The sequence below is a fragment of the Rhodoflexus sp. genome, assembly GCF_053489755.1.
This window is the reverse complement of record NZ_JBRCHD010000026.1, coordinates 43,393-52,650: the sequence shown is the minus strand read 5'-3', so window position 1 is coordinate 52,650 and position 9,258 is coordinate 43,393. Positions and strand designations below refer to the sequence as shown.

At 45.4% G+C, this 9,258-nt stretch carries 10 protein-coding genes; 5 read left to right on the top strand and 5 right to left on the bottom strand.

The annotated features are described in order from the left end of the window. Positions 1-258: 258 nt before the first annotated feature. Complete coding sequence (locus ACWIP2_RS05915; protein ID WP_448518985.1) at positions 259-873, bottom strand: HD domain-containing protein; 615 nt, start codon at positions 871-873, stop codon at positions 259-261. Next, entirely contained in the window at positions 866-1,531 is a 666-nt protein-coding gene (locus tag ACWIP2_RS05910) for a lysoplasmalogenase (RefSeq protein WP_448518984.1), read from the bottom strand. The genes ACWIP2_RS05915 and ACWIP2_RS05910 overlap by 8 nt, the downstream gene beginning before the upstream one ends. A gap of 195 nt (positions 1,532-1,726) precedes the next feature. Between ACWIP2_RS05910 and ACWIP2_RS05905 the strand changes: the two genes are divergently transcribed. Next, on the top strand, positions 1,727-2,479 hold the full coding sequence (locus ACWIP2_RS05905; RefSeq protein WP_448518983.1) for an acyl-[acyl-carrier-protein] thioesterase: 753 nt from the start codon (positions 1,727-1,729) through the stop codon (positions 2,477-2,479). On the opposite strand, the gene ACWIP2_RS05900 is transcribed toward ACWIP2_RS05905, so the two are convergent. Beyond that, positions 2,480-3,169: an ABC transporter ATP-binding protein gene (locus ACWIP2_RS05900; RefSeq protein WP_448518982.1), complete on the bottom strand. Its 690-nt coding sequence runs from the start codon at positions 3,167-3,169 to the stop codon at positions 2,480-2,482. A gap of 59 nt (positions 3,170-3,228) precedes the next feature. On the opposite strand from ACWIP2_RS05900, the gene ctlX reads away from it, so the two are divergent. Together ctlX and ACWIP2_RS05890 are read left to right on the top strand one after the other, a co-directional pair. Then, the gene (ctlX, locus tag ACWIP2_RS05895; protein ID WP_448518981.1) at positions 3,229-4,152 is read left to right on the top strand and encodes a citrulline utilization hydrolase CtlX; all 924 of its coding nucleotides are present in this window, start codon (positions 3,229-3,231) and stop codon (positions 4,150-4,152) included. A 42-nt stretch (positions 4,153-4,194) separates the two neighbouring features. After that, positions 4,195-5,163, top strand: coding sequence for an AAA family ATPase (locus ACWIP2_RS05890; protein WP_448518980.1), 969 nt, complete (start codon positions 4,195-4,197; stop codon positions 5,161-5,163). A gap of 324 nt (positions 5,164-5,487) precedes the next feature. Here ACWIP2_RS05890 and ACWIP2_RS05885 read toward each other — a convergent pair whose 3' ends face one another. Then, positions 5,488-6,249, bottom strand: coding sequence for a bacteriorhodopsin-like (locus ACWIP2_RS05885; protein ID WP_448518979.1), 762 nt, complete (start codon positions 6,247-6,249; stop codon positions 5,488-5,490). 218 nt (positions 6,250-6,467) lie between these two features. Here ACWIP2_RS05885 and ACWIP2_RS05880 point away from each other — a divergent pair, with 218 nt between their 5' ends. Beyond that, the gene (locus tag ACWIP2_RS05880) at positions 6,468-7,382 is read left to right on the top strand and encodes a glycerophosphodiester phosphodiesterase (protein WP_448518978.1); all 915 of its coding nucleotides are present in this window, start codon (positions 6,468-6,470) and stop codon (positions 7,380-7,382) included. Between the two features lie 3 nt (positions 7,383-7,385). Here the strand turns inward: ACWIP2_RS05880 and ACWIP2_RS05875 are convergent, their stop codons facing one another. Next, positions 7,386-8,831, bottom strand: a complete 1,446-nt coding sequence (locus ACWIP2_RS05875) for a tetratricopeptide repeat protein (protein WP_448518977.1) — start codon at positions 8,829-8,831, stop codon at positions 7,386-7,388. A 60-nt stretch (positions 8,832-8,891) separates the two neighbouring features. On the opposite strand from ACWIP2_RS05875, the gene ACWIP2_RS05870 reads away from it, so the two are divergent. Continuing rightward, the gene (locus ACWIP2_RS05870; protein WP_448518976.1) at positions 8,892-9,245 is read left to right on the top strand and encodes a MerR family transcriptional regulator; all 354 of its coding nucleotides are present in this window, start codon (positions 8,892-8,894) and stop codon (positions 9,243-9,245) included. Positions 9,246-9,258 lie beyond the last annotated feature (13 nt).

Genomic DNA, 9,258 nt, shown 5'->3' with positions numbered 1-9,258 from the left:
GCGTGGACGACCAGTTCCTGCATAAGGTTGCTCAAAGACAACCGATACGCGCTCCCACTGCATATCTGTTAAATCCATAGATAATCAAATAAAGCTCACTTCTATAACATATATACGCAAAATTGAGTTTTGAGATAGCTTATAGTGTTAAATCTAATGTATTTGTACAATAAAAGATTGTAATAAGCGTAAAACTTTAACATACAGGCTTGTAAATGTTACTGCTCCCCCCTATGATGTATTTCTTATCACAGCCAACTATAACCTACTTATCTCCAGCGTAATATTCAGCCGTGCCTGCTGTTCGGCGCGGTCGCCGAGTTTGCCATAGATAGCAGGGCGCTCCAAAAATACCGACATGGCTTTTTTCCTACTGGGATTGTACAAAAAGTCGGGATACATGCAGTATTCCTGCCTAATTTGCTGTGTATAGGCTTCATAGACTTCGGGTGGGCTGCTCAAAATAGCCAGATCAAAGTCCAAAAACCATTGCAAATCGCTATCGTCCGAAGGCTGATGCTTTTTGGTAGCCAATATATAGCTGCTTATTTTATCTAAATCTGATTGATTTATCTGCAAAGGCTGTAGTTGTTTTTTGGCAAGCGCAGCGCTTGCCTCCTCGTTGTCTTTGCGCAGGGGCTGATAAATGGCATCGTGAAACCAGATACTCAAAAAAATCAGGCTAAAATTCTGTAAATCAGCGCGATGCTGATTGGCAAGATCTAACAGTGCCGCAATATGGTGCAGGTTGTGATAGGCGCGGTGCGGCTCCTGATAGAAGCCGCACAAACGTTCAAAGATATTTGTGAGTATAGCTTCATCAGCCAGACCCCGCAATTCGGTTAGCCACTGTTGCCGGAGCGCATCAATCATGGAAATATGTACTAACACCTTTGGCAATGCACCACTGCGCTGCTATATAAGTTCCCATCACCACAACCCCCGAAAGCGGCAGTACTGTGTGAAACTTGTTGAAAGCCAGATAGCCGTCGGAAAGCATGAACAGCGCTGCACCAATAAAAACAAGTGCGCTAATGCGCTGCGTGAGCAAATAAGCCGATACAGCCATTACGACAATGACAGCAACATACACGCCAACAGGAGTTCGCATAGCACCCAGATAAGGCGTTAAGGTGATGTACATAAGGATACCGACCACAAATAAAATCAATACGACCGGTTTGATGATAATACTACTGAGCGGCAGGTGAAAATTTTGCAGGTAGGTAAATACAAAAATATAGCTGACGTGTGCCAGCAGAAAAGCACCCAGCCCAATGGTAAAATATCCTTCTATCATCAGTGCAACATCGCCAATAAAGGAGAGTACCAACGCGGCAATCATTCCGTAAACTGCTGTTTCAGATGCTTTTTTACCCTTCACACTGAAATAGAAAAAGGCTGCCAGCAGCGGCATCAGCAGGGGTTTGGAAAATTGCACCAGCATTGGCTGCTCCAGCAAGTGCCCCAGTAAATTAATTGCACCTACAGCAAAAAATGAAGTTTGAAAAATATTAATTTTTTGTTTCATTGGGTTGCTTTTGGGTAAGATTTTCTTTGAGAGGAAAAATTTGAGTGATTGTTACCGCAAAACCGGGCATTCCTGTTTTGCTGTATGGTATGGCAGATAATTCCATCCTGTCTTTTCTAAAGATACCTTTGCAATATAAAGCATTTTTGCTGCACATGCAGAATGTCGTAATTTGACAGGCTTTTTCAGATGCTTATGCCCAATCGCATTACACCGCCGCATATTGAAAGATTTATCATTCGCGCTAACGAGGTTGACATGCTCAATCGCCTGACCGTTCCGGCTTTGGTCAATTTTTTACAGGAAGCTGCTCATTGGAACGCGCATAATCTTGGATTTTCTTCACAGGTCTTGCAAGAACGAGGGCTTTCTTGGGTGCTGGCGCGGATGCGGATCGAGTGCTTTGGCTGGCCGCAACTACGCGACGAAGTACAGGTACTTACTTTTCCTTCCGGAATAGACAAGTATTACTGCTACCGCGACTACCGCGTGCTGGATACCAATGGACGGCTAATAGCACAGGTAACATCCTCTTGGCCGGTGATAGATCTGGAAAAGCGACAGATGATCTCTGTACCCGACTTTATTCGCGAGTTTCCTGTTGCCCAAGAAACACCGCTGCCTCGCGCTTCAGGCAAAATCGGCAGCGTAGATCAGGCTGATTACACGGCAAATTTTCAAGCCGGCTGGCATCAGATGGATAACAACCGCCACACCAATAACATGTACTACATCCAATGGCTGATAGAAACGCTACCCGGCGATTTTCTTACACAGTATCAGCTCAAATCGCTGGACATCATGTTCAGGATGGAAAGCAACCTCGGCCATACTATCGAAGGGCGAGCAGTACGGGAGACCGAAAGCGAAAACCCGCAGTTTCGCCACAGCCTGCTACTCGCAGACACAGGCAAAGAACTGATTCAGGCACGAACGATCTGGAGTTGATCAGCCAAAAAACCGGCGCCAGTCCTCGCGGTGGTCTTGCTCGAAGGTGTGCCGAAGCAAGTGCTGCAACCGGAAAAAAGCAGCGCGATCGTAACTACCGTCAATCGAGCCATTATTCAAATAGTGTATGTGATCGCAAATCTCGGTCAGGCTTTCGAAGATATGCGAAGTTATCAGCAAAGTCTTTCCCTGCTGTGCCAGTAAGCGAATAGCCTGCTGAAAAGCCATCACTCCTTCGATGTCTACGCTGTTGAACGGCTCATCTAATACAAAAACAGGGCGATCAAGCGCCATCAGCGCCATAAAAGCCAACTTTTTGCGCATTCCGGCAGAATATTCATCTACTAGGCGATGAAGCGGCAACCTGAAAATGCGGTTCAATGCCTCAAAATCGGTACGCAAGGACTGGACGCGAAAAAGCGAAAGGTACTCATCGCCTGTAATATAGCTATACAAATAATTGTGTGTCGGTAAAAATGCAATGTCCCGCTGGGCAATCGGCTGCCCACCTAAACTTATTTCGCCTTGTTGCAGCCGCAGCAAACCACTGATCAACTGCAAAAGCGTCGTTTTGCCTGCTCCGTTCATCCCGACTAAGCCATGAATTTCGCCTGCAGCCATATCAAAGCTAACCCCTCGGAGTGCCTCTAAACTCCCGTAGCTGTAAAAGATGTTTTGCAACCGAAGCATAGCTTTTGTCAAATTAGCATTTGAAGTACTAACTTAGTCGCATTAATTGACAATGTAAAATGCAGACTTCCGATACAGTAATGATGGTGCGTCCCGCACACTTCGGATTCAACCCACAAACAGCAGAGTCTAACGCATTTCAAGATCCTGAGGCTGCCAAAAAGGCTACCGAAAGCGTGCATTTGCTCGCACTCTGTGAGTTTGATGGCTTTGTAGATATACTCAAACAAAACGGTGTTCATGTGATAGTTGTTTACGATACCCCCGAACCCGTTAAACCTGATGCTATCTTTCCCAATAACTGGATTACTTTCCACGAAGACGGCACAGTTATATTTTATCCCATGCAGGCAGAAAACCGCCGCTGGGAGCGCCGTAGAAGCATTTTAGCCCTACTCAGAGACGATTTTGAGATCCGCGAAGAAATAGATCTGTCGCACTACGAAGCCGACAACAAGTTTCTGGAAGGCACAGGCAGCATGATTTTCGACTACGACAACAAAATCTGCTATGCCTGCTTTTCGCCGCGTACCGATGCAGAAGTATTAGCCGATTTTGCAAGCAAGACCGGATTTCGCGTAGTGGCATTCCATGCCCGCGATTCGGAAGGCAAAGACATCTACCATACCAACGTAATGATGTGCGTAGGTACGCAATACGTAATCATTTGTCTGGAATCTATTCCTGCCGAGGAGCGCGAAATGGTTGTCCGAGAAATCATTGATTCGGGGAAAGAAATCATCGAAATTAGTTTCTCGCAGATGAACCAGTTTGCAGGTAATATGCTCGAGGTACACAACGATAAAGGTGAAAAATTATTAATCATGTCCGATCAGGCTTATCGCTCGCTTAACCAGCACCAGTTGGAGCAAATTCACCGATATGCCCGTCCGGTCTTTGCACCACTTTACACGATTGAGGCCAATGGTGGCGGTAGCGCCCGCTGTATGCTGGCGGCAGTACATTTACCTAAAAAACGCTAACTTGCACCTTAATATGAGATGTTTCATCAAACAACGCCGCTAATGACAAACGCTGACATGCAGGCCAAGATCAGGCAGGTTTATAACGAGGTCAATAAAGTTGTCGTAGGACAGCGCTACATGATCAATCGCCTGCTGATCGGACTTTTTACCAACGGACATATTCTGCTGGAAGGTGTTCCCGGGCTTGCCAAAACACTCACTGTCAATACCTTAGCAGAAGTGCTGCACCTCGACTTCCAACGCATTCAGTTTACGCCCGATCTGCTGCCCTCCGATCTGGTCGGCACAATGATCTATAACCAGCGCACCGGCGAGTTTGAAGTAAAAAAAGGACCCATTTTCGCTAATATGATTCTGGCAGATGAGGTTAACCGCTCGCCCGCTAAGGTGCAAGCTGCTCTACTGGAGGCTATGCAGGAAAAACAAGTTACAATCGGTGAAACAACGTATGCCTTAGATAAGCCTTTCCTAGTAATGGCTACCCAAAACCCTGTCGAACAAGAGGGAACATACCCCCTACCCGAAGCGCAGTTAGATCGCTTTATGTTGAAGATATTCGTTAATTACTTAGACAAGGAAGATGAACTCGAAGTCATGCGCAGGATGAGCAATATGTCCTTCCAGCCAAGTGTAAACACCGTTTTGAGTAAACAGGAAATTTTTCAGATTCGCGATGCCATCAACCGCGTAACGATCTCAGAATCGTTAGAGAAATATATCATTGAACTGATTTTTGCTACACGCAAGCCCAAGGATTATAATTTGGGCGATATGGCAAACTACGTCCAGTATGGGGTATCACCGCGCGCAAGCATCAACCTGAATCGGGCTGCCAAAGCCATCGCATTTTTTGAAGAACGCGATTTCGTATTGCCCGAAGATATCAAAGAAGTGGCCTTCGACGTACTCAACCACCGCATTATCCTTAACTACGAAGCGGAGGCTGAAGGAATTACAAGTCGAGAGATTATTGATACAATCCTTAAAAAAGTGCCGATTAATATTTAAGCAGCCAGATAAATTTGAACGTATAGCTTCGTTCAGGCTATGCCTTTAACTACTGACTATCAATCAGTTAGAAATCCTGAAGGATGTGCGACAAAGATAATACCATTGTGAATTGCATAATGGATAAATCGAGGATGCCCAAAAAGGACGAATGTAGCGCAGACTTCAATCCGTAGCTATTTGATTATCAAGTGATTAACAAATCACGGACTAAAGTTGTGTTACTTTTTGGACAGCCTCAAAAACTGCAAAAAAATGAACAATCGCAAAACGATTGCTCATTTTAAAATGCCATCAAAACAACTTGTTTTTAATTATTACGCATTAGGCACGTACCATTGCTTTTTCTTCAGCAGTTGCACCTTTAGCAATTGTATAGATTACCAAACCGAAGCCGATCTTATTAACAGCATCCGCAATGTTGTAAGCCAAATCTACAGGTGATGCTTTCGTAGGATCGTAACCTTCAACAAAGCCATGCAATAAGTTACCGGGAAGCATCATGTAACCAATTGGATAGATTGCCCAACCAACCAGCGTAAACCAACGAAGCACGCCGTAACCTCTTTGCACAATTGCATTGTTGCTTGCTGCTGCCAACTTCGCAGCTTCGCCTGCATAGATTTCATAGATGATCAGCGCCCAACCTGCTGTAGAAATAATACCCCATAACACGTTTTGCTCAACTGCTACTGCTTCGCCTATGTAACCTGCTACCAACATGATGATAGAGCCTATCAAGAGACGAACCAACATACCAGTTTTGGCACCGGCAGGCTTCAGAATCAGATAATACTCGATACACATCAGTGGTACAGTCAGCGTCCAGTCAATATAACGGAACTGTGTAGGTGAGGTTTGCGTCTCAACCCAGACACCCTTCATATAGAAGTAGTGTACGGCCGCAATAAAAGTAATTAACGCAGAAACGAGTAGGGAAGTTTTCCACTTTTCGGAAACCGATCCGCGTTCTACGATAAAGAAAATAGATGCGGCTATCATAGACATGTAGCCTGTAAAGAATGTGAATCCGATGTAATCTCCAGCTTGGAGAGTGCCATCGAGTAGTACTGGTGAGTTAAACATAGCAATAAACAGTTAATGGTTGTTTTTTTGTACATGATATAAAGCGCTTTTGTCTAAAAATTGTTTAAAACAACCTCGATTTTCTTTAACATTTTTTTGGATATGTACTCAATTCCCTTCCTTGCTGAACAGCCTTAATATTAATTCCCTGCTAAATCTGTTGCAGAGAAGTTCTGGATAAATGCTAAGAGGGTATTTTTACCAAAAATTAAAAAGCCATGATACGCTATTTATCTTACATTGTTGTACTTCCACTCGTACTTTTCTTCACACAATGCCAATCGCAGGATATGCAAAAAAGCCGCGAACAATTCGATCTGCAGGGGCATCGAGGTGCCCGTGGGTTGCTTCCCGAAAATACGATTCCTTCTATGCTTAAGGCGCTGGACTATGGTGTCAACACGCTGGAACTGGACGTAGTAATCAGCAAAGACAAAAAAGTGGTAGTCTCGCACGAGCCTTTTCTCAACTATAAGATCTGCAAAAATCCTGTAGGCGAAACCATTGCAACAGAAAAAGAGGGTAAGCAGTATAATCTGTATCAAATGACTTATGACAGTATTGCCCGCTGCGACTGCGGCAGCATGGGCAATCCCGACTATCCGGAACAACAAAAAATGGCCGTTTTCAAACCACTCCTCGCCGATCTGATTGATGCAACTGAACAATATGCACGCGAAAAAGGGTTATCGCCCCCGCGCTATAATATAGAAACCAAAATAGAGCCTGCAACAGATAACATCTATCATCCCGAGCCGCAGGAGTTTATGGAGCTTGTTTACCGGATCATCAAAGAGAAAGGTATATTGGAGCGCACTTGCGTGCAGTCCTTCGATGTTCGCACACTGCAAGCCCTGAGAAAGATGGATGATCAAATTACGATCGCACTATTGGTAGCACAGAATCCATTCTACGAAAATGCCATTAAGGAGCTTGGCTTCAAGCCGGACGTTTACAGTCCTTATCACCTGCTTGTAACTTCGTCTATGATCGAATACGGACAAAAAGAAGGCATCAAGATAATCCCATGGACGGTTAACGATTTTGCAACGATGCAAAAACTTGCCAGAATGGGCGTTGACGGCTTAATCACCGACTACCCCGACCGTGCGCAGGGTCTGTTTAGCAAATAGCACTTAGTCTGCCAGCATCTTTAAGGCTGCTTTTGCCTTCCGATCAATACTTTTTTTGTAAGGATGCTGGCGGTATTCTATCGCACGGGTCAGGTAATAGCGGGCTTTTTTGTTATCCTTTGTGTAGTCGCGGCAAAGTAAACCTGCCTGTAGCGCCGCTTTGGGCAAAAAATACCAGACTGCTCCCCCTGCCAGTTGCATACATGCTTCGTAGTACACAAGCGCCTGCCGGTATTGCCCAAGTTGTTGTGCATTTCGCGCTTTGCGATAGTAAAACTCGCTGCGATCATTACTGTCAAGTATTTGAAAATCAATATTTTGAAGCACTTTTTCCGAATCTTCGACATAACCTCCGTCTGCCAGCAACCTCGCTTGCACCAGTCGCTTATCGGGCAGCGGTTGCTGTGCAGCAAAATAAGCTGCATTTCTGTCTGCCTCTGTTTGTGTGCGCCCTGTAGTAGCTATCTTGCGATAAGCTGCTCTTGCCTGCTCTTGCCTATTCAGCAGCCAGAGACACCAAAAGCGCTTCAGTTGTGCGTCTTTGCGCAGGTCAGCGCCACGATGCTGCTTGTCAAATAGATCTAACCAATGCAGCGCTGCTTCATAGTTGCCGCTGTTGAGCAGTGCTGTAGCTTTTTCCCAACAAATCAGCGAAGGTGCATGTGCGGGCAAATCTGCCAGCAGTTGCAGCGCCTTTGCACTATTGCCCGACCTTCGAAAAGCCGCTGCCGCCAGCCATTTACCATGACTAAGACTATTCAAACAGCAGATGCCCGCAAATTGATTATCTAATTGGCTGCTCAACAAAGTGAGCCATAAAGCTGCCTCAGGCGCATAGACAGATGCACCTGAAGCAACTTCTTGCAAGATCGTCAATCCCCTTTCGATGCTGCCGGAAAGCCCCCAGAGCGATAGCATCCACTCGTATTGCGAAGGCACTGCACCAAACAGCACCTGCAAAACACCCAGCGACTTGCGATTGCCCTCAAAGTCGGGATAGTACCTACTGTTTTCCTCCAATAAGTGGAAAGCCTTGCGGATATTCCATGCCGCAGCTAACGGCTCTTCAAATACCACCTGTGCCAGCGCCCACTGTAAACGAATTTCAGCCTGTAAAAAAAGGAAATAAGGCGATTTGCGATTGCTTCGCATAATACTTTGCAGTCTTTGTTCGCGCAGGTGCAAGCGCTCGCTGTAGAGGATCTGATCCTGATTGCTCAGCATTTGCAGTACGTCTGCCCAATTTTCCAGATAAATCCGCACCAGATTATTGGTAGGAATACGCTCAATAGCTGCGCGGGCCGGTGCAAAGTGGAGATCTAACAAGTGTAAATATGCCTGCCGTTCATTTTCCTCGAAGCTAAAATAAGGTTGCAGCGGCGGGCAGGAAATAGCTGATAATGATGCTGATAAGCAAAAAAATAAAAGTACTACTTGAATACTTCGCATAAAAAGGTTTACCTTTAACCTCATATTGAGCAACTTACTCGCAAAAACTGTGCACCGCCCATGAAAAACAAGTCGGACGAAATAGAAAAGCGATACTACAGCATTGGCGAAGTGGCGCAGATGCTTGGAGTAGCGCCTTCTAAAATTCGCTTCTGGGAAACACAGTTTGACATCATCAGACCCCGTAAGACCCGCAATGGTATTCGCCAGTACACCAAAGTAGAGATCGAAGCTATTCAAAAGATATATCATCTGGTCACAGTAGATGGCTACACGCTGCAAGGTGCTAAAGATGCGCTGCAAAACAACAAAGTTCGACAGCGCCCTGTGCCAATTACCCAGCTCACCGACATTATTGAAGAACTACGGCAAGTGCGCGATTTCCTTGTAGCTTTGAAAGAACGTCTCGATTAAGTTCCTTTGTAAT

Coding starts and splice junctions, on each gene's coding strand:
- ACWIP2_RS05915 (WP_448518985.1), bottom strand. CDS start 873: ATGATTGATGCGCTCCGGCAACAGTGGCTAACCGAATTGCGGGGTCTG.
- ACWIP2_RS05910 (WP_448518984.1), bottom strand. CDS start 1,531: ATGAAACAAAAAATTAATATTTTTCAAACTTCATTTTTTGCTGTAGGT.
- ACWIP2_RS05905 (WP_448518983.1), top strand. CDS start 1,727: ATGCCCAATCGCATTACACCGCCGCATATTGAAAGATTTATCATTCGC.
- ACWIP2_RS05900 (WP_448518982.1), bottom strand. CDS start 3,169: ATGCTTCGGTTGCAAAACATCTTTTACAGCTACGGGAGTTTAGAGGCA.
- ctlX (WP_448518981.1), top strand. CDS start 3,229: ATGCAGACTTCCGATACAGTAATGATGGTGCGTCCCGCACACTTCGGA.
- ACWIP2_RS05890 (WP_448518980.1), top strand. CDS start 4,195: ATGACAAACGCTGACATGCAGGCCAAGATCAGGCAGGTTTATAACGAG.
- ACWIP2_RS05885 (WP_448518979.1), bottom strand. CDS start 6,249: ATGTTTAACTCACCAGTACTACTCGATGGCACTCTCCAAGCTGGAGAT.
- ACWIP2_RS05880 (WP_448518978.1), top strand. CDS start 6,468: ATGATACGCTATTTATCTTACATTGTTGTACTTCCACTCGTACTTTTC.
- ACWIP2_RS05875 (WP_448518977.1), bottom strand. CDS start 8,831: ATGCGAAGTATTCAAGTAGTACTTTTATTTTTTTGCTTATCAGCATCA.
- ACWIP2_RS05870 (WP_448518976.1), top strand. CDS start 8,892: ATGAAAAACAAGTCGGACGAAATAGAAAAGCGATACTACAGCATTGGC.